Genomic DNA, 23,787 nt, shown 5'->3' with positions numbered 1-23,787 from the left:
AAGAGGGTTTGCCCCATGGTCATCGCCCGGCGCCCTCACCCTCGAGCAAGGCCTGCGCGAGTTGCTCCAGGCCGACCGACCTGGACGCCTTCACCAACACGACATCCCCCGGTCGCAGTTCGCTCCGCAGCAGATCGACCGCTGCCCGCACGTCGGACACGTGCACCGACTCCTCACCCCACGAACCCTCGTTCTTGGCGCCCATGTCCAGCCACGCGGCCTCCCGGCCGCCGACCGCCACGAGCTTGCTGACGTTGAGCCGGACGGCCAGCCGTCCGACCGCGTCGTGCTCGGCCAGTGACTCATCGCCCAGCTCGGCCATCGGGCCCAGCACCGCCCACGTACGACGCCCCGGTGTTGCTGCGCCCATCGCGGCCAGCGCGCGCAGCGCGGCTCGCATGGACTCGGGGTTCGCGTTGTAGGCGTCGTTGACGACCGTCACGCCGTCCGAGCGCTCGGTGACCTCCATCCGCCAGCGGGAGAGCTGCCCCGCTTCGGAGAGCGCCACGGCGATCTCGTCGACGGACATGCCCGTCTCATGGGCGACGGCGGCCGCGGCGAGCGCGTTCGACACGTGATGCTCACCGTACAGGCGCATGGTCACGTCACCGCACCCGGTAGGGGTGTGAAGCGTGAAGGCGGGGCGGCCGCCGTCGGCAAGCCGGACATTCGAGGCGCGTACGTGGGCGTCCCCGGCCTCGCCGAACAGGACGGTACGGGCCTGCGTACGGGACGCCATGGCGCGCACCAGGGGGTCGTCGGCGTTGAGCACCGCGACCCCGCCGTCGTCGGCGGAGGGCAGCGCCTCGACCAGTTCGCCCTTGGCCTCGGCGATCTGCTCGCGGCCGCCGAACTCGCCGATGTGCGCGGTGCCGACGTTGAGGACGAGCCCGATGCGGGGCGGGGTGAGGTCCGTCAGATAACGGATGTGCCCCTTTCTTCGGGCGCCCATCTCCAGCACCAGGTGCTGGGTGGTCTCCTCGGCGCGCAGCGCGGTCAGCGGCAGCCCGATCTCGTTGTTGAACGAGCCGTGTGTCCACACGGTCGGGCCGTGCCGCTGGAGCAGCTGGGCGATGAGGTCCTTGGTGCTGGTCTTTCCGGCGGAGCCGGTCAGCGCGACCACGGTGGTGCCCAGCCGCTCGACGACGGCGCGGGCGAGCGCGCCCATGGCGGCGACGACGTCGGGGACGACGATCGCCGGAACCTGGGCGTCCGGTGTGGAGACCGGGCGGGTGGCCAGGACCGCCACCGCGCCCGCCCCGACCGCGCCGCGCGCGTAGTCGTGGCCGTCCACGTGCTCGCCGGGGAGCGCGGCGAACAGGCTCCCTGGCCGCACCTCGCGGGAGTCGATCACGACGGGGCCGGTGACCTTCAGGTCAGGGTCCGGTATGTCGTGCGGCTGCCCACCGACGAGGCCGGCGATCTCGGTGAGGGACAGTGGGATCACTGATCACCTCCGGCCGTGCGGGAGAGCTGCCTGGAGGGGGCTGGTGCGCGCATGGCGGTCTGTCATCCCTGGTTGTCTTGAGGTGTGTGCCCGTGCGGTGCGCTCGCCTCGGGGCGTCGCGTACCGCGCCCCTTGGCTCGCTCACTGAGCTCGATGGCTTCCCGCAGGACCCGGCGGTCGTCGAAGGCGCGAACCACCCCGGCGATCTCCTGGCCCTGCTCATGGCCCTTGCCCGCGACGATCACGGTGTCGCCGGGTTCCGCGCGGGCGACGGCGGCGGCGATGGCGTTCCCCCGGTCCTCCTCGACCAGGACGTCGCCGCGCTCGTGCGTGGGCACCTCGGCGGCGCCCGCGAGCATCGCGGCGAGAATGGCGAGCGGGTCCTCGGAACGGGGGTTGTCCGAGGTCAGCACGGCGGTGTCGGCGTACCGGGCCACCGCGGAGCCCATCGCCGCGCGCTTGAGCCGGTCGCGGTCGCCGCCGCAGCCGAGGACGGCGTGCAGCTTGCCGTCGGTGACCTTGCGCAGGGCGCGCAGCACCGACTCCACGGCGTCGGTCTTGTGTGCGTAGTCGACCACCGCGAGGTACGGCTGGCCCGCGTCGATGCGCTCCAGCCGGCCGGGCACGCCGGGGACGGCGGCGATGCCGTCCGCGGCCGTCTGCGGGTCGATTCCGGCGACGGCGAGCGCGACGAGGGCGGCGAGCGCGTTGGCGACGTTGAACGGGCCCGCGATCGGGGCGGCGGCCCGTACCGTCTCGCCGTTCGGGCCGACCGCGGTGAAGGTCGAGCCGATGGGGCCGACCTCGACGTCCGCGGCGCGCCAGTGGGCGTCGGGGTGGCCCTCGGCGGAGAAGGTGGTGACCGGGACCTCGGACTCCTCGATGAGGCGGCGGCCGTACTCGTCGTCGTAGTTGATCACTCCGGCCCGGCTGCGGGCCTTGGTGAACAGCCGGGCCTTGGCCTGGAAGTAGTCCTCCATCCCCGAGTGGAACTCCATGTGCTCCGGGGAGAGGTTGTTGAAGACGGCGACGTCGAAGACGCAGCCGTCGACGCGGCCGAGGACCAGGGCGTGGCTGGAGACCTCCATGACGACCGAGTGGACGTCGCGTTCGCGCATCACCGCGAACAGCGCCTGCAGGTCGGTGGCCTCGGGGGTGGTGCGCTCGGACTTGATGCGATCGTCGCCGATGCGCATCTCGACGGTTCCGATGAGCCCCGTGGGACCGCCGCCCGCCTTGGCCGCGGCGGCCCTGAGGCCGCCGTCGACGAGGTAGGCGGTGGTGGTCTTGCCGGAGGTGCCGGTGATGCCGATCTGCAGCAGGCTGTGGCCCGGCTCGTCGTAGATCGTGGCGGCCAGCGCGCCCATCCGGGCGCGCGGGTTGTCCACGGTCAGGACCGGCAGCCCGGTGGCGGCGGCGCGCTCGGCGCCGTCCGGGTCGGTCAGCACGGCGGCGGCGCCGAGATCGGCGGCCTGGGCGGCGAAGTCCGCGCCGTGCAGCCGGGCGCCGGACAGCGCGGCGTACACATCGCCCGGACGGACGGCACGCGAGTCATGCGTGATCCCGGTGACCGCGGCCTCCGCCGGGACTCCGGAGGCATCGACGCCCAGCTGGTCCGCCAGCTCCGCGAGCGGGACGGGGCGGACCTGGAGGGGGCGGGGCGCTCCCGGGTATTCCACAGAAACGTCCTTCTGAGGGGTTTGAGACTGATCAGCTTCGGGCACGGCGGTGAGCGTACCCGGCACACCCGCTCCGTCGCGAAATCCGGCGGCGGAGCAGCGGCGCACCGGGCCCTGGTTCCCCGGCTCCGGCGTGATCGTCGTCACGGCTGGACCCGCTCACTGGCCCGGGCTGTAGCTCACGGGGAGCCGCTTGGGCTGCTTCCCGGTCGGCGGGACCTGCAGCGACTTGAGCCCGAACTCCATGACCTTCTTGTAGACCGGCCCGCAGACCTGTCCGCCGAAATAACTGCCCCTGGTCGGATTCTGCACCGCACAGTAGACCGTGAGGCGCGGTTTGTCGGCTGGTGCGAAACCGGCGAAGGAAGCGGTGTAGCCGTGGTATTGGCCGGTTTTCGGGTCCACGCGGTTGGACGTGCCGGTCTTGCCCGCGACCTGATAGCCGGGGATCTTCGCCTTGGTGCCGGTGCCCTGCTCGTCGTCGACGACCGATTCGAGCATCTCGGCGAGCGTCGTCGCGGTCTTCGGGCTCACCACGCGGGTCTTCTCGGGCTTGGCCGCGGGGGTGAAGTCGCCGCCGGGGCCCCTGGTGCCGCGCACCACGCTGGGGGCGATGCGCTGTCCGCCGTTGGCGACGGTGGAGTAGACGGAGGCCGCCTGGACGGCGTTGAGGGACAGGCCCTGGCCGAAGGGGATGGTGTACCCCTGCGAGGCGCTCCAGTCCTGCGGTTTGGCCAGGATGCCCGGGGTCTCGCCGGGGAGGCCGAGTCCGGTGGGCTGCCCGATGCCGAACTTGCGCAAGTAGGAGTAGAGAATCCGGTTCTTCTGCTTCTCGTTCTTGCCCAGCTGTTCGGTGGCGAGGATGGTGCCGATGTTGCTGGATTTGGCGAGCACCCCGTTGAGCGTGAGGTACCAGGTGGGGTGGTCGATGTCGTCGGCGAAGGCCCGGCCCGCGCGCGGCAGCCGGTTGGGGACCTCCACCTGGGTGTTCCAGCGGGCGGCGCCCTGCTGCAGTACGGCGGCCAGCGACATCAGCTTGCTGACGCTGCCCGGTTCGTACGCGTCGGAGACGGCCGCGTTGCCCAGGGCGTCGCCGTCCGCGGAGGAGATGTCGTTGGGGTCGAAGCCGGGGGCGTTGGCCATGGCCAGCAGCTGTCCGGTGCGGGTGTCCTGGACGACGACGTAGCCGCGGTCCGCCTGTGACTTCTTCACCTGCTCGGAGATGGCGCTCTGGGCGGCCCACTGGATGTCGCGGTCGATCGTCAGCTCGACGTCGTTGCCGGGCACCGCGGGCTGTTCGCTGACGTCCCCGGTGGGCACCTGGTGGCCGCCGGACTGGGCGTAGACGCGCTTGCCGTCCTTGCCCGCGAGCTTCTTGTTCAGACGCTGCTCGACGCCCGCGGCGCCGCGCCCGTCGGCGCCCACGAAGCCGAGAATCCCGGCGGCGAGGTCGCCGCTGGGGTAGACCCGCTTGCTGTGCGACTCCCGGTTGACCCCGGCGAGGACGTTGATGCCCTTGCCCTTGGCCGCGGCGTCGTCCAGGTTGTTCTTCAGGTCCTTGATCTGGTTCCAGACCTGCGGGGTCTGCTGCCGGGCCAGCACGGCGTACTGCGACTTCGGGTTGTCGGTGAGCTTCTCCTCCAGGTCCGCCTCGTTCTTCCCGAGGATCGGCGCGAGGAGGGCGGCCGCCTGCCGGGGCGCGTCCTTGGTCTTGGCATTGCGCGGGGTGAGCAGATCGGGGGCGGCCGTGATGTCGTACGCGTCCACGGTGGTGGCCAGGTTGACCCCGTCGCGGTCGGTGATGGACCCGCGCTCGGCGGACAGCTTCACCGGGATATAGCGGTTGACGTTTGCCTTGGCGGCGTACGCGGACGCGTCCACGGCCTGCACCTGGAGCAGCCGTACGACGAAGGCCAGCATCACGAGGGTCAGGGCGAGGCTGATCAGCCGCAGCCGGGGCCGCGGGCTGCCCAGCCGCAGCTGCCCCGGGGCGCCCCCGGGGCGCGGGCCGCGCCCCGAGGGGCGGCGCTGCGCCCCCTGGCGCGGGCGGCGGTCTCGGTCGCCGCGGGGCGCCGCCGGGCCGGGGACCCTTCGGCGGGGGTCCTGGGGTCGCGTCACCGTGTCACCTGCCGGGGGCTGGGGTGGTCGGGGCGGCGGCACCGGCCGCCGGGGTCGCCGGGCTCGCCGGCGGCCGTGCGGCCGGGGCCGCGGTGGGGGCCGGCGGGGCGGGCGCCGGGGTGGGGTCGAGCACCAGCGGGGGCAGCGGGCCGGGGGCGTTCGCCACCGAGGGCTGCCCGGTGGCGGGCGCGGGCACCCCGACCACCGTGCCATCCGGGTTGAGGAAGGCCGGGCTGCCGCCGGGCACCATGCCCAGCTCCCGGGCGCGCTGCTCCAGCGCACCGGGGGCGGAGAGCTGGTCGACCTCCTGCTGGAGCGACTGGCGTTCGTCGCTGAGCTCGTCCGTCTGCTTCTCCAGCTTGCTCAGCTCGAACGACCCCTGGTTGAGGGAGGAGTTCAGCAGCAGCAGCACGATCAGGCCGGATCCGAGCAGGACGACCACGAGCAGCACGAACGGCGTACGCCTGGCGGTGGCCGCCCCCGCCGCCGCGCCCTTCGCCCCGGCCAGCCTTGCCCCGGCCGCGCTCATAGGGCGTCCTCACGGATGCGCTCCGCTCCCCGGAAGCGGGCCGGGGCGGCGCGGCGGTTCTCGGCGATCTCCGCTTCCGTGGGCAGCTCGGCGCCGCGGGTGAGCAGCTTGAGCCGGGGCTGATAGCGCTCCGGGACGACCGGCAGGCCGGGCGGCGCGGTGTTGGTCGCGCCGGCCGTCAGCACCCGCTTGACCAGCCGGTCCTCCAGCGAGTGGTACGAGAGCACGGCGATCCGCCCGCCCACCGCGAGCGCCGCCACGGCCGCCGGGACGGCCCGCTCCAGGACCGACAGCTCGCCGTTGACCTCGATACGCAGCGCCTGGAAGGTGCGCTTGGCGGGGTTGCCGCCGGTGCGCTTGGCGGCCTGCGGCAGGGCTTCGCGGATCAGCTCGACGAGCCGGGCGCTGTTGCTGAACGGCTCCTTGGCGCGCTCCTTGACCACCGCGCCCACGATCTTCTTGGCGAACTTCTCCTCGCCGTACGTCCGCAGGATGCGCACCAGGTCGCCCGGCGGGTAGGTGTTCAGCACCTCGGCGGCGCTGATGCCCGCCGTCTGGTCCATCCGCATGTCCAGCGGGGCGTCCTGCGCGTAGGCGAAGCCGCGGTCGGCCTCGTCCAGCTGCATGGAGGAGACGCCGAGGTCGAACAGGACGCCCTGGGCGCGCGGCACCCCGAGCCGTTCCAGGACCTCGGGCAGCTCGTCGTAGACGGCGTGCACCAGGGTCGCCCGGTCGCCGTAGGGGGCCAGCCGCTCACCGGCCAGCCGGAGCGCGTCCGTGTCGCGGTCGAGGCCGATGAGCCGGGCCGCGGGGAAGCTGCGCAGCAGCGCCTCGCTGTGCCCCCCGAGGCCGAGCGTGCAGTCGACCACCACCGCGCCGGGTTCGGCGAGGGCGGGGGCCAGCATGTCCAGGCAGCGCTGAAGCATGACGGGAACGTGGAGAGCGTTGCTGCTCATTGCGCTGCTCGTGCGCCCTTCTGAGGGTCGGCGTGGCGGGTACGCACCGCCGGGTCCCCGCCCGCTCTGAAGGGGAAGCGGCCGACTGGCGCCGGGGAAGTGACGTCAGGCGGCCGGAGCGGGAGGAGGCCGAGGGGTACGTACGCACCGCGCTCACGCGAAAATTTCCGGGATCTCTGGGGAGCGTCACGCCTCCCGCTTCGCGCCACTTTAGTCCACTCGTCCCTTCGGTCAACCAACCGGCCAGCGCGTCCCGCCGCGGAGTGGAAGGCTCGTCCGCGCGCGCCCCGAAAGGGCGCACAGGGGGTGTGGAGTGGCTCACAATCACCCCTTCGGAGCACCCGATGCCCTCGTTTGCGTAACCTAAAGAAAAGACAAAATCCCCTGGTGGGATTAGGGTCATAGCCATGTCGATATCTGTCACCGACCGCCTGGTCGAGGCCAACCGCGAGTACGCCGACAAGTTCACCGACCCCGGGATGGACGCGCGCCCCGTACAGCAGGTCGCCATCGTCGCCTGCATGGACGCACGTCTCGATCTGCACGAGGCGCTCGGTCTGGAACTGGGCGACTGCCACACCATCCGCAACGCGGGCGGTGTGGTCACCGACGACATCATCCGATCCCTGACCATCAGCCAGCGCGCGCTGGGCACCCGCAGTGTCGTGCTGATCCACCACACCGGCTGCGGTCTGCTGAGCCTCACCGAGGACTTCCGTCACGAGTTGGAGGAGGAAGTGGGCCAGCGGCCGTCCTGGGCCGTCGAGGCGTTCAAGGACCTGGACGCCGATGTGCGCCAGTCGATGGAGCGGGTGCGCACCTCGCCGTTCCTGCTGCACCGGGACGACGTGCGAGGCTTCATCTTCGATGTGACGACGGGTCTGCTGCGTGAGGTCGAGCCGCGCAGCTGAGGAGATTTCCGCCTCGAACTCGTACAAGCATGACAAATAACCCCGGGTTATCCACAGCCGAGTGACGCGAGACGGCGAAGACCGCAAGAATGCGTAGATGGCATCGTCCCCCGCAACCCCGCGGGGGACCGATGGCAGCGTTTGCGGTGGGCCGCTTCCGTCCTTGGTGGACAACGGCCCTGAGAACGGGCCGAGGAGGGCCGGGTGACGACCTATGACGAACGAGCGAGCCTCAGCGATCTGACCACCACAGCGGAGCGGATCCGCCGGTCGGTGGAGGGTGTGATCGAGGGCAAGCCCGAGGTCGTACGGCTTTCGCTGACCGTACTGCTCGCCGAGGGGCATCTGCTGATCGAGGATGTCCCGGGCGTGGGCAAGACCATGCTCGCCAAGGCGCTCGCGCGGTCCATCGACTGCTCGGTGCGCCGTATCCAGTTCACCCCCGACCTGCTGCCGTCGGACATCACCGGGGTGAGCATCTACGACCAGCAGCGCAAGGAATTCGAGTTCAAACCGGGTGCGATCTTCGCCCAGATCGTCATCGGCGACGAGATCAACCGCGCCTCGCCCAAGACCCAGTCGGCGCTCCTTGAATCGATGGAAGAGCGTCAGGTCACCATCGACGGCAAGAGCTACGAACTGCCGGGCCCCTTCATGGTGGTGGCCACCCAGAACCCGGTCGAGATGGAGGGCACCTATCCGCTGCCCGAGGCGCAGCGCGACCGCTTCATGGCGCGCGTCTCCATCGGCTACCCCAGCCCGCAGGCGGAGCTGGAGATGCTGGACGTGCACGGCGGGGTCTCCCCGCTGGACGACATGCGGCCGGTCGCGCACGCCCACGAGATCGTCAAGCTGGTCGAGGCGGTGCGCTCGGTGCACGTGGCCGAGGCCATCCGGCGGTATGCGGTGGACCTGGTGTCCGCCACCCGCAACCACCCCGATCTGCGGCTCGGCGCCTCCCCCCGGGCCACCCTGCATCTGCTGCGGGCCGCCAAGGCGTCGGCCGCGCTGGCCGGGCGGGACTTCGCCCTCCCGGACGACGTGCAGTCGCTCGCCGTCCCCGTGCTGGCCCACCGGCTGCTGCCCACCGCCCAGGCCCAGCTGAACCGGCGCAACTCCGAGCAGGTCATCACGGACATCCTGCAGCGCACCCCGCTGCCCACCTCGTCGCAGCGTTCCGGCGGGCCGGTGCCGCCGGTGCCCTCCATGCCCCCGGTCGACTACGGGCAGCAGCCTGGCTCACGGAGGCTGTGATGACCACAGGGGGGACGGGCGCGGGCCCCCCCGGCGGCGCCGGGAGCGGGGAGGACCGGGGCACGGTCCGGGCGGCGCTCGCCGGGCTGACCACCCGCGGCCGCTCCTTCCTGGCGGCCGGGGTCGCCGCCGCGGTGTGCAGCTATGTGCTGGGCCAGGCCGATCTGCTGCGGGTGGGGCTGCTGCTGGCGGCGCTGCCCCTGGTGTGCGTGGCCGTGGTCTACCGCACCCGGTACCGGGTGGCGGGCAGCCGCCGGCTCGCGCCCGCGCGGGTCCCGTCGGGCTCGGAGGCCCGGGTGCATCTGCGGATGGACAACGTCTCGCGGCTTCCCACCGGGCTGCTCATGCTCCAGGACCGGGTGCCGTATGTGCTGGGGCCGCGCCCCCGCTTCGTCCTGGACCGGGTGGAGCCGGGCGGCCGCCGCGAGGTGTCCTACCGGGTCCGCTCCGATCTGCGCGGCCGCTATCCCCTGGGCCCGCTGCAGCTGCGGCTCGACGACCCGTTCGGGATGTGCGAGCTGACCCGCTCCTTCAGCGCGTACGACACGCTCACCGTGGTGCCCCAGGTCGAGCCGCTGCCCGCGGTGCGGCTGACCGGCGAGGCCGCGGGGTACGGGGACGGGCGGCACCGCTCGCTGGCCCTGGCCGGCGAGGACGATGTGATCCCGCGCGGCTACCGCCACGGCGACGACCTGCGCCGGGTGCACTGGCGGTCCACCGCGCGCTACGGGGAACTGATGGTGCGCCGGGAGGAGACCCCGCAGCGCGCCCACTGCACGGTGCTGCTGGACACCCGGGGCTACGCCTACGAGGGCGCCGGACCCGACTCCCCCTTCGAGTGGGCGGTATGCGGCGCGGCCTCGGCCGCGGTGCACCTGCTGGAGCGGGGCTATGCGGTCCGGCTGCTGACCGACACCGGAACCTCGGTGCCCGGTCCGGACGGCGGAGGCGGATTCACCGGTTCCACGCATGACTCCGCGGAGACGGCCGGGCTGATGCTGGACACCCTCGCGGTGGTGGACCACTCCGACGAGGACGGGCTCTCCCTCGCGTACGACGTGCTGGGCGGCGGGGGCGAGGGCCTGCTGGTGGCCTTCCTGGGCGATCTGGACGAGGAGCAGGCGGGCTTGGTCGGGCGCATGCGCCACCGCGCCACGGCGGCGGTGGCGTTCGTCATGGACGGCCCGGCCTGGTCACGGGGAATGGAGCCCGCCGACCCGCGGCAGCTGGAGGACGGGCTGCGCCGGTTGCGCGAAGCGGGGTGGACGGCGCTGCCGGTCGCCCCGGGCGCCTCGCTGGCGGAGCTGTGGCGGCAGGCCGACGGACAGGGCGCCACCCGGGCCGACGCCGGGCGTCCGGGTGTCGTCGGCGGCATGACAGGGAGCTGGGGATGAGTGGGAGCGTTCGGCTGGCCATCTGCGCGGCGGCCGCCACGGCCGCGGCCGCGTGCGCGCTGCTGCCGCTGGTCGATCCGGCGGGCTGGCTGCTGCAGGCCGTCCTGCTGCTGGCGGTCCAGGGCACGGCGGGCGTGGCCGCCCGCAGGGTGCCGCTGGCCCGCCCGCTGACGGTGGCGGCGCAGGTCGTGGTGATGATGCTGCTGCTCACGGTCGTCTTCACGTCCGGGCAGGCGTTCGCGGGGGTGCTGCCGAGCCCGGAGGCCCTCCATGAGTTCGCGCTGCTGCTGCGCGAGGGCACCAGCGACGTCGGGCAGTACGCGACCCCGGCGCCGGTCACCGACGGCATCCGGCTGCTGCTGGTCGGCGGGGTGCTGCTGATAGGGCTGGTGGTCGACGCGCTCGCGGTGACGTACCGCAGCGCGGCCCCCGCCGGGCTGCCGCTGCTGGCGCTGTACTCGGTCGCGGCGGGCCTGTCGGACGACGGCAGCGACTGGGTGTGGTTCCTGGTGGCCGCGGCGGGCTATCTGCTGCTGCTCCTGGCCGAGGGCCGGGACCGGCTCTCGGCGTGGGGCCGCGTCTTCAGCGGCGGCGCCCCGCGCGCGCCGGGCATGCCGCCCTCGGGGCTCGCCGCAGCCGGTGACGCCCCGGCGGCGGCCCCGGTCCGGGCCGGGCACCGGATCGGTGTGCTCGCGCTGGGCATCGCGGTCGCGGTGCCCGCGGTGCTGCCGTCCCTGGACGGCGGGCTGCTGGACCGGCAGGGCGGCAACGGCGGGCCGGGCAGCGGCGGCGGCACCATCTCGGCGGTGAATCCGCTGGTGTCGCTGCAGGACAGCCTGAACCAGCCGGAGAACCGGGAGGTGCTGCGGTACCGCACCTCCTCGCAGACCACCCAGGACATGTACCTGCGGATCGTGGCGCTCGACAAGTTCGACGGCGCCTCGTGGAAGTCGTCGGAGCGGCACGTCACCGATGTGCCGGGCCGACTGCCCGCGCCGACGGGCCTCGGCCCCGCGGTCCGGACCACCTCCGTCGACACCTCCATCTCGGCCGCCGAGTGGTACGCGCAGAACTGGCTGCCGCTCCCCTACCCGGCCGACAAGGTGCAGATCGACGGGAGCTGGCGGTACGAACCCGAGGGCCGCACCCTGGTCGGCGACCGCGGCCAGACCACCCGGGGCGCCCGCTACCGGGTCACCAGCCTGCTGGTGGAGCCGACCGCCGACCAGCTGGCCGCCGCCCCGCCGCCGAACCCGCGGCTGCTGCGCGAGTACACCGAGGTGCCGGACTCGCTGCCGTCCGTCGTCTCCCGGACCGCGCGCGAGGTGACCGCGGGCGCGTCCAACGCGTACCAGAAGGCGGTCAAGCTCCAGGACTGGTTCGCGGTGAACGGGGGCTTCCGGTACGACACCCAGGTGCAGTCCGGCAGCGGTTCGACCGCCATCGCGAAGTTCCTGAAGCAGAAGGCGGGCTTCTGCGTCCACTTCTCGTTCTCCATGGCGGCGATGGCCCGGACGCTGGGCATACCGGCGCGGGTGGCCGTCGGGTTCACCCCCGGCACCTCGCAGCCGGACGGTTCGGTGTCGGTCGGGCTCAAGGACGCGCACGCCTGGCCCGAGCTGTACTTCGAGGGCGTCGGCTGGACCCGCTTCGAGCCCACCCCGAGCCGGGGCACCCAGCCCGACTACACGATGGAGCAGACACCGTCGGGCGAGGTCCCCGACGAGCCGACGTCCCAGCCGAGCACCAGCTCCGAACCGTCGGCCGCGCCGTCCGCCTCGGACAGCTGCGCGCCGGAGCTGCGGAAGCAGGGCGGCTGCGAGGCCGCGGCGGTCCCGCAGCCCGGTGACGGCTCCTCGGGCGGCGAGCTGTCGGTGACCACGGTCACCAGCTGGAGTTCGCTGGCGGTGCTGCTGGTCGTGGTGCCGCTGCTGCCCATGCTGTGGCGGCGGCGGATACGGACCCGCAGACTGGACGGCTCCGGCGGGCGCACCGAACAGGACGCCGCCGACCGGATTCTGGCTGCCTGGCACGAACTGATCGATTCGGCCTGGGACTTCGGCGTCCTGCCGGACGATTCGCAGACCTCGCGCAAGGCGGCGGAGCGGATCGTGCGGCTCGCCGAGCTGGACGACGAGGCGAGCCAGGCGGCACGGCGGGTGGCCGCGGCGGTCGAGCAGGTGCTGTACGCGCCGCGTCCCCGGCCCGTCGCCGGGGTCGCCGACGACGTACGGGCGGTCCTGGCCGCGCTCCGGGCCGGGGCCGGTCGCCGGGAGCGGCTGCGGGCGCTGCTGGCCCCGCGCTCGGCGGCCCAGGTGGTGTGGGCGGCCTCCCGCCGCTGGTCCGCCCTGGTCGAGCGGTGGGGAGCGCCACGCTGGTCACGCTGGGCAGCCCAGCTACGCACCCCCCGAGGCGAGCGGAGCTGAACCGGGGCCCTCCGGGGCCGGGACTTCCCGGCCCCGGAGGGCTCCCAAGCGCCCGAGCGGCACACCGACGGCGGTCCCTACCCGCAACCCCACGGCGACCAGCCCGACACCCGTGGGCACAGCGACCTGAACAGCCCCACGACCGCCACCCGCCTCCGGATCGGCCGATGGCGGGCAGCGGCTGTCTCGTGAGCGTCCGGCCTCGGATGGGCGGGGGCGGACATGGGTGAGGGGCGGTCGCCGGTGGCGACCGCCCCTCACCCGTCAGTTCTCAGCCGGTGGTACCCGGCGGCGTCAATGGCCCTGCTCGTCGCGGCGGCGCTGCCACCGCTCCTCGATCCGGTCCATCATCGACCGGCGCTGGCGGCCCTGACGGCGGGGCGGTCCGGCCCCGCCCGCCTGCTGTGCCTCACCTGGTTTGGGCGCCTTGCGCCAGCCCGTCACGGCGAGCACCGCACATCCCAGCATGATGAGGAAGCCCACCACGCTGATCCAGATCTGCGGAACGATCACTCCGACCATCAGGAGCGCGATGCCGACCAGAAAACCCGCGACCGCCTGGTAGACCCGTCGCCGGGTGTACGTACGCAGGCCGCTTCCCTCAAGCGTTGTCGCGAACTTGGGATCTTCGGCGTACAACGCTCGCTCCATTTGCTCGAGCATGCGCTGCTCGTGCTCCGAGAGCGGCACGGAGTCCTCCTACTCGTCGGTCGCGGGGGGCGACCGGGTGCGACCCTTTCAGGATAGGCAGGGAATCGCCCCCGTGAAACCCGCCCCTCAGCGCCAATTCGCCCACCGTTACGTGTGTAACGAAAGTTGACGCTGAGACGTCCATTCCCCACCCGCCGATTCGCCATGCCGGACGGTGTACCCCGATCATACGGGGCCGGACGGCCGTGCGGGTGCGCTGTGGCCTACTCCACCTGCGCCGTCCGTCACGGATGAGGGCAGGAACGGGGCCGGAACGAGGCGGGATCGGCGGGGACCGTCAGTCCCGCTCGGCGAGGACGTGCAGCTGGGTGGCGACCGAGTGGAAGGCGGGCAGCTCGGCGGCGGCCTCCTCCAGCCGCAGCAGCGCGTCGAGGGCGCCGGGCTCGGTGTCGACCAGCACTCCGGGCACCAGGTCGGCGAAGACCCGCACGCCGTGCACCGAGGCGATCTCCAGCCCGGCCGCGGCCACCAGCCCGGACAGCTGGTCGGCGGTGAAGCGGCGCGGCACGGGGTCGCCGTCCCCCCAGCGGCCCTCCGGGCCGGTAAGCGCTTGCCGGGCCTCGGTGAAGTGTCCGGCCAGGGCGCGGGCGAGCACGGCGCCGCCCAGCCCCGCGGCGAGCACGCTGAGGGTCCCGGCCGGGCGCAGCGCGTCCGCCACGTTCCGCAGCCCCTCGGCGGGGTCGTCCACGTACTCCAGTACGCCATGACACAGGACGACGTCGTAGCCACCGCGCTCGGCCACGTCGAACAGGCCGTGGACATCGCCCTGGACGCCGCGCACCCGGTCGGCGACCCCGGCCTCGGCGGCCCGCCGCTCCAGTGCGAACAGCGCGTTGGGGCTGGGGTCGACGACCGTGACGCGGTGGCCCAGCCGGGCGACCGGCACGGCGAAGTTGCCGCTGCCGCCCCCGGTGTCGAGCACGTCCAGCGTCCCGTGCGCGGTCCCGGCCCCCTCGGCTGCCGCCGCCTCCCGGCCCGCCGCCTTGGCCCGCCGTTCCAGGGCGTCTTTGAGGACCTCCCACACCACGGCGGTACGGAGGGACGCACGGGGGCGCTGCGGGTCTGACACGGCGGGTGGCTCCTCGGCGCGGTGCCGTCACCGCCAGCGGCGGCGACGACGGGTTACTGACGTCGCTCCCAGCCTATTGCCTCCGGGGCCCGGGCCGGTCGCGTGGTGGTTTCAGCGGCCCGGCTCGCCGTCCGCCGGCGGGGTCTGCCGAGGCAGCGGCGGCTGGAGCACCAGCATCCGCTCGACCAGCCGCAGGAACATGGCGGCGGCGCGCAGCAGATCGTCCGCGTCACGGCAGGTGGCCGCGCCCGGTATCCCTGCCTCGGCGCGGGCCCGGCGCTCGGCTCCGGCGGCGAACAGGCCGCTCCACTCGGCCAGTTCGGGGGCGATCTCCGGGAGCACCTCCCAGGTGCTGCGGATGCGGGCGCGGCGCCGGGCCGAGGTCTCGGGGCGGCCCCGCACGGCGAGCACGGCGGCCGCCGTGCGCAGGGCCGCCAGATGTGCGGTGGCAAATCGCTCGTTCGCGGTCTCCAGCACGGCGGCCTCCGCCAGCCCCCGATGGGCCTGGGTGAGCAGGTCGAGTGCGGCGGGCGGGGCCGCGGAGCGGCGCAGAACGGGGTGGACGTCGCTCGCGGGGCCGTTCAACGAAAACGAAGGGGCTGGCGCAGGTGCTGGGGCAGGGGCAGGGGCGGCGGCACGGTGCCGGCGCTCCGCGGCGGTACTGGCCATGACGAACCTCCTGTCGTCGCGTGGCGGCCGGGCCGTGTGACACAGCGACCGCCGTATGGGCCCATCGTGGAGCCCCCCACTGACAATCGGCTCTGACCTGCGCCTTTCACCTCCGGGCCCGCCCCCGTGCGGATGCCCGTTCCGCGACCCCCCATACTGCTTTTGCACTGACTAGTCAGTTCAAAAAAGGGAGTGGTTCTCGTGACGGGCACCCCCGACGGGGCCGCCGGAGTGGCGGTGACGGCCGGCGGACTCGGCGTCAAGGGCTCACACGGCTGGGCGTATCGCGACGTCGGCGTCGCCGCGGACCCCGGGGCGCTGATCGCGGTCGAGGGGCCCTCGGGCTCCGGCCGCACCTGTCTGCTGCTCACCCTCACCGGCCGGATGCGCCCGACCGAAGGGGAGGCGGCCGTCGGCGGCTTCCGGGTACCCCGGCAGATGCGCCTGATACGCCGGATCAGCGCGCTCGCCCATGTGCCCGGCGTCCATGAACTCGACCCGGCGCTGACGGTCGCCGAGCATCTGCGCGAGCGGGCCCTGCTCCAGCGCCGGTTCGGGGACTCGCCGCGCGGGCTGCTGCGGCCGCGCCGGGAGCGCGCCGCCGCCTCCCGGGCCGCGATCGAGGCGGCACTCACGACGGTGGGGCTCGACCTGGCGGCGCTGCCCAAGGGGCCGCGTACGGCCGTACGGGACCTGGAGCGGCTGGAGGCGCTGCGGCTGTCGGTGGCGCTCGCGCTGATCTCCCGGCCGCGGCTGCTGGCCGTGGACGACACCGACCTGAAGCTCTCGGACGCCGAGCGCGAGCGGGCCTGGGCGCTGCTGCGGGCGATCGCGGAGGACGGCATCACGGTCCTCGCGGTGTGCAGCCAGGCCCCGGAGGGCGCCGTGGTGGTCTCGACCACCGGAGACACGCAGGACGGCGACCACAAGGACGGCCACGACGAGGAGGGGGCGGCGGATGCACTCGCCGAAACTGGCCGCGCTTGAGCTGAAGCGGTTCGGCAGGGGAAAGCTCCCCCGGGCGGCGCTCGCCGCCCTGCTTCTGCTGCCTCTGCTGTACGGCGCGCTCTACCTGTGGTCCTTCTGGGACCCGTACGGCAAGCTCGACAAGATCCCGGTGGCGCTCGTCAACTCCGACGGCGGCGCCACCGCGAAGGGCAAGCACCTCACCGCGGGCGACGACCTCACCGGGAAGCTGCTCGACAGCAAGACCTTCGACTGGCACCGCACCAGCGCCGCCGAGGCGCGGGAGGGCGTCGAGAGCGGTAGGTACTACCTGTCGCTGACCGTACCCGAGGACTTCAGCGAGCGGATCGCCTCCAGCTCCGGCAAGAGCCCGGAGACCGGCGCCCTCAGGGTGCGCACCAACGACGCGAACAACTACATCGTCGGCCAGATCTCCCGCAGCGTCTTCTCCGAGGTGCGCGCGGCGGCCTCCACCAAGGCGTCCCGGGGCTTCTACGACAACATCTTCGTCTCCTTCGCGGACATCCACGGCCGGACCGAGAAGGCCGCCAAGGGCGCCGACGACCTCGGGCGCGGCATCGGCAAGGCCAAGTCGGCCGCGGGTGAGCTCGCCAAGGGCCTGGGCACGGCGAAGAAGGGCAGCCACGGCCTGAAGTCCGGGCTGGTCAAGCTCAACAAGGGCGCCGGGACGCTGGATACGGGCGCAGGCGGTGTCGCCGACGGCACCCAGACCCTGTCCGACACGGTGAACGGCGTGTCGAAGAAGGCCGGTCCGTTCCTCAAGAAGCACGGCAAGGAGATCGGCGACGTCGCGGGGCTGGTCGCGGACGCCTCCCAGCGGGCCTCCGACCACCTGGACGACCTCCCCGACGAGGCCTCCACCGCCGCCACGGACGCCCGTGAGGCGTCCGACGAACTCGCCGCCGGCTACCGGACCCGCTGCGAGGGGGCGGTCCCCACCGCCCCCGACTGCCCGGCGCTGAAGAAGGCGGTGGGGGCGGCCGACCGCGCCGCCGATGTGGCCGAGGACGTCAATAAGCTCGTCAAGGACAACACCGGACGACTCGACACCCTCGCGGCCGACTTGAACGATCTGCACGACAAGGCGCGGCTGCTCGCCGACACCGCCCCGCACCTGGGCACGGACCTCGACTCCGCGGTCAAGAAGGTCAACGCCCTCAACTCCGGGGCGCACAAGGTCGCCAAGGGCGCGGGCACGCTACACACCGGGCTGACCACGGCCGGTACCGCGGCGTCCACCCTCGACAGCGGGGTCGGGAAGCTGCACACCGGGGCGACCTCCCTGAAGGGCGGTCTGGTCAAGCTGGCGGACGGCTCCGGCACGCTCTCCGGCGGGCTGCACGACGGCGCCGCGAAGATCCCCGCGTACGACAAGCACGACCGGGACGCCCGTACCGGGGTGATGGCGGACCCCGTCCAGCTCGTCAACCAGGCGCTGCACAAGGCACCCAACTACGGCACCGGTTTCGCCCCGTACTTCATCCCGCTGTCCCTGTGGGTCGGCGCGATGGTGGCCTACATGCTCATCCCGCCGCTCAACGCCCGGGCGGTCGCCGCCGGTGCCTCCTCCTGGCGCGTCGCGTTCGCCGGATGGCTGCCGGTCGCCGCGATCGGCGCGCTGCAGACGGCGGCCCTGATGGCCGTGCTGCACTGGGCGGTGGGGCTCCAGATGGTGCGGGCCGCGGGAACGGTCGGCTTCCTGGTGCTGGTGGCCGCCTGTTTCGCGGCGATCGTGCAGTGGCTGAACGCCCGCTTCGGACCGGCCGGGCGCATCCTCGTCCTGGCGCTGCTGATGCTCCAGCTGACCTCGGCGGGCGGCACCTATCCGGTGCAGACCAGCCCCCGGTTCTTCAACGCCATCCATCCCTTCCTGCCGATGAGCTACGTCGTGGACGGGCTGCGGCGCCTCATCACGGGCGGCGGGCTCGGTCCGGTGTGGGTCGGCTGCGGGGTGCTGCTCGGCTTCGGCGCGGCGGCGCTCGCGCTCACCACGTGGTCGGCGCGGCGTCGGCAGGTGTGGTCGGTCGCCCGGCTGCGCCCCGAGCTGTCCCTGTGAGCGGGACCACTCCGGCAGCGGGCAGAATCGGCGCCATGGACAGCAGCAGCACGCGCCGCCAGGGCACCCGGCAGAAACTCTTCGAAGCAGCGGTCACCCTCATCGCCGAACAGGGCTTCTCCTCCACCACCGTGGACGAGATCGCCGAGCGGGCGGGGGTGGCCAAGGGCACGGTCTACTACAACTTCGCGTCGAAGACCGTGCTCTTCGAGGAGCTGCTGCGGCACGGCGTCGAGCTGCTGACCGCCTCGCTCCAGAACGCCGCCGACGAGAACGCCGAGCGCGGCGGCAGCCATGTGGACGCACTGGACGCCATGGTCCGGGCCGGGCTGGACTTCATCTCCCGCTACCCCGCCCTGACCCAGCTGTACGTGGCCGAGCTGTGGCGCACCAACCGGGCCTGGCAGTCGACCCTGATGATCGTCCGGCAGCAGGCCATAGCGGTGATCGAGACCGAGCTGCGGGCCGGGGTGACGGCGCGGGAGCTGAGCGATGACATCGACATCCCGCTGACCGCCTCGGCGCTGTTCGGGATGGTGCTGGTGGCCGCGCTCGACTGGCAGTCCTACCAGCCGGAACGGTCGCTGGAAGACGTCCACGCCGCGCTGTCCCGGCTGTTGCAGGGCCGGGTGGGCGGAGCCGTGGCCAAGGGGACCGGAGCCCTGGCCAAGGGGGCTCCGGCTCCGGGCTGACGCCGCCGTACGGCCGCTGTCGCGGGTCGGACGCCCGCACACAACCGAAGGCGCTGTTCCGGAACGGTTCGACCCCCATCGACCCGTCGCGGAACAGCGCCTCCCCCCGTGCTTCCCCCGATTTCCCCCGTTCTTCCCCCGTGAGAGCCCCCGGGGCGTATTCCCCGGCGGCTCCCCCGTCCGGAAGGCCACCGTGCCGTTCCGCCGCCCCGTGTCGGCGGTCCGGTCCGCGTCCTTCCGTGTGCACCACTCTCTCCTCTGCGGGGGCCGCCGCCCATCCGCGCGCCTACTCATCTCGCCGACTAGGTACGGGTACTCAGTCCGCGCGCATCTGCCCAGCCTCCGCCTGGGGACGAGCGCGGGGCTGTCGGTGGGGCCGGATAAAGTCACTGTCATGGCACGGATTGCGGTGATCGGCGCCGGGATGGGCGCCATGGCGGCGGCCGCCCGGCTGGCCGTCGCGGGCCACCGGGTGGTGGTGTACGAGCGCGGGCGGACCCATGGCGGCGGGGTCGGGCTCTTCGAGCGGGACGGCTTCCGCTTCGATACGGGCCCGGGGCTGCTGCGGCTGCCCGCCGTCTACCGGGACCTGTTCGTGAAGACCGGCAAGGAGAGCCTGGAGCAGACGGTCCGGCTCACCCAGGTCGACCCGGCGGGGCGGCACCTCTTCGCCGACGGCACGGAGGTCCTGCTGCCCAACGCCTCGCGCGCCGGGGTGCTCCAGGCGCTGGACGGCGCCTTCGGCGCGGGCGCGGGCGAGCGCTGGAGCGATCTGGTCAACCGGGCACGCGAGGCGTGGGACGCCACCCGCAGACCGCTGCTGGAAGAGCCGCTGCGCACCGACTGGCGGGTGCTGGGCAGCGATCCGTATCCGGCCGCCGCGCCCGAGCGGCGCGGCTGGTTCGGCGGGCTCTTCGCGCGCGGCGATGGCCGTCCTCAGGCGCCCACCCTGGCCGGAGTGGCGCGGCGTGAGCTGGCCGATCCTCGGGCCGCCGCCCTGCTGGAGAGCCATGCGCTGGCGCACGGCCTGGACCCGCGCGCCGCCCCCGCGAGCGCCACCGTGCTGCCCTATCTGGAGCAGACCTTCGGCACCTGGTACGTCGGCGGCGGGATGCGGGCGCTCGCCGACGCGCTGTACGAGCGCTGCGGCAAGCGGAAGGTTGAATTCCGCTTCGAGACGGAGGTCACCGGCATCGTCGAGAAGGACGGCCGGGCCGCAGGGGTCGAGCTGGCCGACGGCACGGTCGCCGAGGCGGACGCGGTGGTCGCGGGCGTCGCCCCGGCGCTGCTGCCCGCCCTGCTCGGCGGCCAGGAGCCGTGGCGGGAGGGCGAGGACGTCACGCCCGGGCCGGGGCCCGGCAGCGGTCCGCCCAGCCGTCTCACGGTCTTCCTGGCGCTGCGGGGCGGCCGCCCCGACGACGCCGTGCACCGGACCGTGGTGCACACCCCGGACCGCGAGGCCGAGCTGACCGCCGTCTTCGGCGAAGTGGGCGACGGCGGCGGCCTCAGCGCGCTCACCCCCCGCCCCACGGTGACCGTCCTGCGCCCGGACGACCCCGAGATCCGCCCCGGCGACGGCCACGAGGCCGTCACCCTCAGCGCGGTCGTCGCCCCGCACGGACCGGTCGACTGGGCCGACCGGGAGACCGCCGAGGAGGCCGCGGAGCGGCTGATCACGGCCGCCGGGGCGACCATACCGGGGCTGCGGGACCGGATCATCTGGCGCGCGGTCCGCACCCCCCGCGACATCGCCGCGGACACCGGGGTCGCGGGCGGCTCCGTGCCGGGCCCGGCGCTGGCCGGTGCCGAGGGCCGGTATCTGCACCCCGCCAACCTCACCCGGCTCCCGGGCCTCCATCTGGCGGGCGGCTGGTCCCACCCGGGCGGCGGACTGGCCCATGCCGGAATGTCGGGTGCGCTGGTGGCGGGCCTGATCGTCGAAGGCCGGGACTGGCGCGGCTCACAATAAACCGCGCCGGTCCCGGCCCTCGTCGAAAGCGCGCCGGAAAGCGCGCCGGAAAGCGTCAGAAGCGGTACTGCTCGTCGTATCCCTGCTGGAAGCCCTGCTGCTGGTAGGGGTACGGGGGCTGGTCCTGCTGGCCGGGCTGGTTGTCGCCCTCGCGCTGCTGCGGGACCCAGGGCCCGCCCGGCTCCATCGCGTCGGCGCCCGGGGCGTACTGCTGCTGGGAGCCGTACGAGGCGTCCGCCGCGTAGTGGTCGCCGCCGTACGCCCCGGCGGCGTACGGGTCCTGCTGGTAGCCCGCGTACGGGTCGGCGTACTGCTGCTGCGCGTAGGGGTCCTGCTGCGCATAAGGGTCCTGCTGCGCGTAGGGGTCCTGCTGCGCGTAGGCCTGCTGGTCGTAGGCCCCGGCGTACGGGTCCTGCTGGTAGCCCGCGTACGCCGAGTCCTGGTAGCCGTACTGCCCGGCGTCCGCGTACACGTCCTGGCCCTGGCCGTAACCCACGTCACCGTAGCCCGGCATGCCCGGCATGCCCTGCCCCCCCGGCATGCCCTGGTCACCCGGAACGCCCTGGCCGTCCTGCGTGCCGTACCCGGCGTACGTCTCGTACGCGCTGAAGTCCGCGTTCGGGTCCGCGTAGCCGCCGGCGGCGGGGGCGAACGGGGACGGCTCCTCGTAGACGCCGTACTCGCTGGTGTCGTCCGGCAGCGGCTCCGGCCGGTAGGTGGGCGGCTCGGGCCGGGAGACCGGGACGTCCTCCAGATCCGAGACCTGGAGCATCGGCTCGGGCTCCGGACCGTCCGGTTCCGGGCCGCGCTCGCGGCCGCGGCCCAGCCCCGGCAGCCCGGGAAGGCCTTCCAGGGCCCAGCCCTTCTCGAATCCCTGGCGGAAGGAGAGCGTGACATAGGTCTGGCCGACCGCGAAGGTGATCGCGCCGATCGCGATCACCACCACGGCGGGGATCAGCACCCCGACGACCACGCCCAGGAAGCCGACGAAGGCCAGCAGCCGCCAGCGCAGCCGCGCCTTGTACTGCAGCAGTACCTCTCCCAACAGCCACAGCGCCACGACGCCGAAAGCGATGTAGAGGACCGTCCAGCCCATGCCCGCCCCTCTCAGTGCGGCTGCCCCTCGGCCGCCGTATCAGGACCGCTGGTGCAGTCCCAGATTCTTGTAGATTTCCAGCGTCGCCGTGGAGTGGTTCAGGGTAATGAAGTGAAGCCCGGGGATCTCCTCGGCCATCAACCGCGCGCACAGCTCTGTGGCGTAGTCGATCCCGATCGAGCGTACAGCCGCCGCGTCGTCCTTGACCGCCAGGATGCGTTCGGCCAGCTCCGGCGGGAAGGCCGCGTTGCTGAGCTGCGCGAACCGCTCGATCTGCCTGACGTTCGTGACCGGCATGATTTCAGGGATGATCGGCGTCGTACACCCCGAGGCCGCGACCCGGTCGCGCAGCCGCAAATAGTCCTCCGGATAGAAGAACATCTGCGTGATCGCGAAGTCGGCGCCCGCGCGGCACTTGTCGACGAAGTGACGGATGTCGGTGTCCCAGTCCGTCGAGCGCGGATGCATTTCGGGGAACGCGGCGACGCCGACGCAGAAGTCTCCCGATTCCTTGATCAGGCGGACCAGCTCGGCGGCGTAGGTGATGCCGTCGGGGCACTTGTGCCAGTCCCCCATCGGGTCACCGGGCGGGTCGCCGCGCAGGGCGAGCATGTTCCGAATCCCGGCGTCGGCGTACTGGCCGATGATGTTGCGCAGGTCGGCGTGGGAGTGGTTGACCGCGGTCAGGTGGGCGACGGGGGTGAGCGTGGTGTCGGTCGCGATGCGCTCGGTGGCACGGACGGTGCCCTCGCGGGAGGAGCCGCCGGCGCCGTACGTCACGGAGACGAAGGTCGGTGAGACGGCCTCCAGCCGTCGGATGGCGTTCCACAGTGTGTGCTCGCCCTTGTCCGTTTTGGGGGCGAAGAATTCAAAGGAATACGACTGCTCGCCCGAAGCGAGCAGATCACGCACAGTAAGGGCTCGATCGGTCCTGGTGGAAGCGGTGCCTAGGGCCATACGGGAAGGTTAGCCAGCCGGGTGGTCGGCGCCCACCCGGCAACGTGGTTATGGGGGTTTTGCCGGGCTCCTGTCCGCAATACGGACGGGATGATCACCCCGGGCTCGGCCCGGTCACCCCTGGACCGCTGCCCGGTCACCCCTGGACGGCTGCCCGATCACCCCTGGACCGCTGCCCGGACGCGCTTCGCCAGGGCCTCCGTGGCCGCCGCCGGGTCCGTGGCCTCGGTGATGGCCCGCACCACGACGACCCGGCGCGCTCCCGCCTCCAGGACCTCGTCCAGGTTCGACGCGTCGATGCCGCCGATCGCGAACCAGGGCCGGGCCGGATTCCGGGCGGCCGCGTGACGGACCAGGGAGAGGCCGGGGGCGTGGCGGCCCGGCTTGGTGGGGGTGGGCCAGCAGGGACCGGTGCAGAAGTAGTCCACGCCGGGCTCGGCGAGCGCCGCGTCCACCTCGGCCTCCGCGTGCGTGGAGCGCCCGATCAGCGGGCCGTCGCCGATGATGGCGCGCGCCGCCGGGACCGGCAGGTCGCCCTGGCCCAGGTGGAGCACACCGGCACCGGCGGCGTGGGCGACGTCCGCCCGGTCGTTGACGGCGAGCAGCTTGCCGTGGCGGCGGCAGGCGTCGGCGAAGACGGCGAGGTGGTCCAGCTCCTCGGCGGCCTCCATGCCCTTCTCCCGCAGTTGGACGATGTCCACCCCGGCCGCCAGCACGGCGTCCAGGAACTCCGGCAGGTCGCCCTGGCGCTTGCGCGCGTCGGTGCACAGATAGAGACGGGCGTCGGCCAGCTGCTCGCGTGCGGTCATCGGGTGAGTATCCCCCCGGGTAGTGCGGCGCACGGACCGGGGGCCGCCGTCGGGGACG

The 23,787-nt window shown here is 73.0% G+C and carries 19 protein-coding genes; 8 read left to right on the top strand and 11 right to left on the bottom strand.

Translation table 11 applies throughout. The features are described from left to right. Nucleotides 1-19: 19 nt before the first annotated feature. From murF to rsmH, 5 genes are all read right to left on the bottom strand, one after another. Nucleotides 20-1,447 (bottom strand): UDP-N-acetylmuramoyl-tripeptide--D-alanyl-D-alanine ligase, encoded by a 1,428-nt coding sequence (murF, locus tag ABZ370_RS13675; protein WP_358619841.1) that lies wholly within the window; start codon nt 1,445-1,447, stop codon nt 20-22. 62 nt (nt 1,448-1,509) lie between these two features. Next, entirely contained in the window at nt 1,510-3,126 is a 1,617-nt protein-coding gene (locus tag ABZ370_RS13670) for a UDP-N-acetylmuramoyl-L-alanyl-D-glutamate--2,6-diaminopimelate ligase (RefSeq protein WP_358619839.1), read from the bottom strand. Between the two features lie 159 nt (nt 3,127-3,285). Then, nucleotides 3,286-5,244 carry a penicillin-binding protein 2 gene (locus ABZ370_RS13665; protein WP_358619838.1) on the bottom strand — a complete coding sequence of 653 codons (1,959 nt, stop codon included), beginning with the start codon at nt 5,242-5,244 and terminating at the stop codon, nt 3,286-3,288. A 4-nt stretch (nt 5,245-5,248) separates the two neighbouring features. Continuing rightward, nucleotides 5,249-5,773 (bottom strand): septum formation initiator family protein, encoded by a 525-nt coding sequence (locus ABZ370_RS13660; protein WP_358619837.1) that lies wholly within the window; start codon nt 5,771-5,773, stop codon nt 5,249-5,251. After that, entirely contained in the window at nt 5,770-6,729 is a 960-nt protein-coding gene (gene rsmH / locus ABZ370_RS13655) for a 16S rRNA (cytosine(1402)-N(4))-methyltransferase RsmH (protein ID WP_358619835.1), read from the bottom strand. Before rsmH ends, ABZ370_RS13660 begins: the two co-directional genes overlap by 4 nt. Before the next feature lie 407 nt (nt 6,730-7,136). Between rsmH and ABZ370_RS13650 the strand changes: the two genes are divergently transcribed. From ABZ370_RS13650 to ABZ370_RS13635, 4 genes are all read left to right on the top strand, one after another. Continuing rightward, complete coding sequence (locus ABZ370_RS13650; protein WP_358619833.1) at nt 7,137-7,640, top strand: carbonic anhydrase; 504 nt, start codon at nt 7,137-7,139, stop codon at nt 7,638-7,640. Nucleotides 7,641-7,844: 204 nt separating this feature from the next. Further along, on the top strand, nt 7,845-8,894 hold the full coding sequence (locus ABZ370_RS13645) for a MoxR family ATPase (RefSeq protein ID WP_358619831.1): 1,050 nt from the start codon (nt 7,845-7,847) through the stop codon (nt 8,892-8,894). Further along, nucleotides 8,894-10,288, top strand: a complete 1,395-nt coding sequence (locus tag ABZ370_RS13640) for a DUF58 domain-containing protein (protein WP_358619829.1) — start codon at nt 8,894-8,896, stop codon at nt 10,286-10,288. The genes ABZ370_RS13645 and ABZ370_RS13640 overlap by 1 nt, the downstream gene beginning before the upstream one ends. Continuing rightward, nucleotides 10,285-12,714 carry a DUF3488 and transglutaminase-like domain-containing protein gene (locus ABZ370_RS13635; RefSeq protein ID WP_358619827.1) on the top strand — a complete coding sequence of 810 codons (2,430 nt, stop codon included), beginning with the start codon at nt 10,285-10,287 and terminating at the stop codon, nt 12,712-12,714. The genes ABZ370_RS13640 and ABZ370_RS13635 overlap by 4 nt, the downstream gene beginning before the upstream one ends. Before the next feature lie 294 nt (nt 12,715-13,008). Here the strand turns inward: ABZ370_RS13635 and ABZ370_RS13630 are convergent, their stop codons facing one another. The 3 genes from ABZ370_RS13630 to ABZ370_RS13620 all read right to left on the bottom strand — a co-directional run bounded on the left by ABZ370_RS13630 (nt 13,009) and on the right by ABZ370_RS13620 (nt 15,163). Beyond that, nucleotides 13,009-13,404: a DUF3040 domain-containing protein gene (locus tag ABZ370_RS13630; RefSeq protein ID WP_358619826.1), complete on the bottom strand. Its 396-nt coding sequence runs from the start codon at nt 13,402-13,404 to the stop codon at nt 13,009-13,011. A gap of 298 nt (nt 13,405-13,702) precedes the next feature. Continuing rightward, nucleotides 13,703-14,494: a methyltransferase gene (locus tag ABZ370_RS13625; protein WP_358619825.1), complete on the bottom strand. Its 792-nt coding sequence runs from the start codon at nt 14,492-14,494 to the stop codon at nt 13,703-13,705. Between the two features lie 111 nt (nt 14,495-14,605). Continuing rightward, nucleotides 14,606-15,163: an SAV_6107 family HEPN domain-containing protein gene (locus ABZ370_RS13620; protein WP_358619823.1), complete on the bottom strand. Its 558-nt coding sequence runs from the start codon at nt 15,161-15,163 to the stop codon at nt 14,606-14,608. A gap of 201 nt (nt 15,164-15,364) precedes the next feature. Between ABZ370_RS13620 and ABZ370_RS13615 the strand changes: the two genes are divergently transcribed. The 4 genes from ABZ370_RS13615 to ABZ370_RS13600 all read left to right on the top strand — a co-directional run bounded on the left by ABZ370_RS13615 (nt 15,365) and on the right by ABZ370_RS13600 (nt 20,867). After that, nucleotides 15,365-16,150, top strand: a complete 786-nt coding sequence (locus ABZ370_RS13615) for an ATP-binding cassette domain-containing protein (RefSeq protein WP_358619821.1) — start codon at nt 15,365-15,367, stop codon at nt 16,148-16,150. After that, complete coding sequence (locus tag ABZ370_RS13610; RefSeq protein ID WP_358619820.1) at nt 16,122-18,206, top strand: YhgE/Pip domain-containing protein; 2,085 nt, start codon at nt 16,122-16,124, stop codon at nt 18,204-18,206. The genes ABZ370_RS13615 and ABZ370_RS13610 overlap by 29 nt, the downstream gene beginning before the upstream one ends. A gap of 35 nt (nt 18,207-18,241) precedes the next feature. Next, the gene (locus ABZ370_RS13605; protein ID WP_358619818.1) at nt 18,242-18,898 is read left to right on the top strand and encodes a TetR/AcrR family transcriptional regulator; all 657 of its coding nucleotides are present in this window, start codon (nt 18,242-18,244) and stop codon (nt 18,896-18,898) included. A gap of 394 nt (nt 18,899-19,292) precedes the next feature. Then, nucleotides 19,293-20,867: an NAD(P)/FAD-dependent oxidoreductase gene (locus ABZ370_RS13600; RefSeq protein ID WP_358619817.1), complete on the top strand. Its 1,575-nt coding sequence runs from the start codon at nt 19,293-19,295 to the stop codon at nt 20,865-20,867. A gap of 55 nt (nt 20,868-20,922) precedes the next feature. On the opposite strand, the gene ABZ370_RS13595 is transcribed toward ABZ370_RS13600, so the two are convergent. The 3 genes from ABZ370_RS13595 to thiE form a co-directional block, all read right to left on the bottom strand. Then, on the bottom strand, nt 20,923-21,963 hold the full coding sequence (locus ABZ370_RS13595; protein WP_358619816.1) for a hypothetical protein: 1,041 nt from the start codon (nt 21,961-21,963) through the stop codon (nt 20,923-20,925). A 39-nt stretch (nt 21,964-22,002) separates the two neighbouring features. Continuing rightward, nucleotides 22,003-22,920: a methylenetetrahydrofolate reductase [NAD(P)H] gene (metF, locus tag ABZ370_RS13590; protein WP_358619814.1), complete on the bottom strand. Its 918-nt coding sequence runs from the start codon at nt 22,918-22,920 to the stop codon at nt 22,003-22,005. Between the two features lie 158 nt (nt 22,921-23,078). Continuing rightward, entirely contained in the window at nt 23,079-23,729 is a 651-nt protein-coding gene (thiE, locus tag ABZ370_RS13585; protein WP_358619812.1) for a thiamine phosphate synthase, read from the bottom strand. Nucleotides 23,730-23,787 lie beyond the last annotated feature (58 nt).

Source organism: Streptomyces sp. NPDC005962 (assembly GCF_040629205.1).
Classification (GTDB): Bacteria; Actinomycetota; Actinomycetes; order Streptomycetales; family Streptomycetaceae; genus Streptomyces.
The sequence above is the reverse complement of the archived record's forward strand: the minus strand, read 5'-3'. Positions and strand labels throughout refer to the sequence as shown.